Consider the following 343-nt stretch of genomic DNA (forward strand, 5'->3'; position numbering starts at 1 on the left):
TCAACTTCCTCAACTTCAATCTCAAAGTGGAATATAGTTCCTTTTCCGACTTGGGAACTCACGCTCATTTCGCCTCCCATCAACTGCACGAATTTGCGACTAATGGAGAGTCCTAAACCCGTTCCTTCTTGGGATTGTTTGCCACTTTCAGTTTGAGTAAAGGCTTCAAAGAGTTTGTCTAGTTCTTCTGGGGCGATACCCGCACCTGTATCTTCGATTTCAAAGGCAATTTTTGAGGCTTCTAGGCTTTGACTCCTGACAGAAATACCTCCCGCAGAGGTAAACTTGAGAGCATTATTAATCAAGTTAATCAGAATTTGGCGAAGTTTGACTTCATCAGTGC

General features: G+C 43.1%; 1 protein-coding gene. It reads right to left on the reverse strand.

The window, feature by feature from the left end:
- On the reverse strand, positions 1 to 343 hold a 343-nt coding region (locus JUI58_RS00085), incomplete at both ends, for an ATP-binding protein (RefSeq protein ID WP_204101732.1).

This window comes from Spirulina sp. CCY15215, from assembly GCF_016888125.1.
In the GTDB taxonomy this organism is placed as follows: domain Bacteria; phylum Cyanobacteriota; class Cyanobacteriia; order Cyanobacteriales; family Spirulinaceae; genus CCY15215.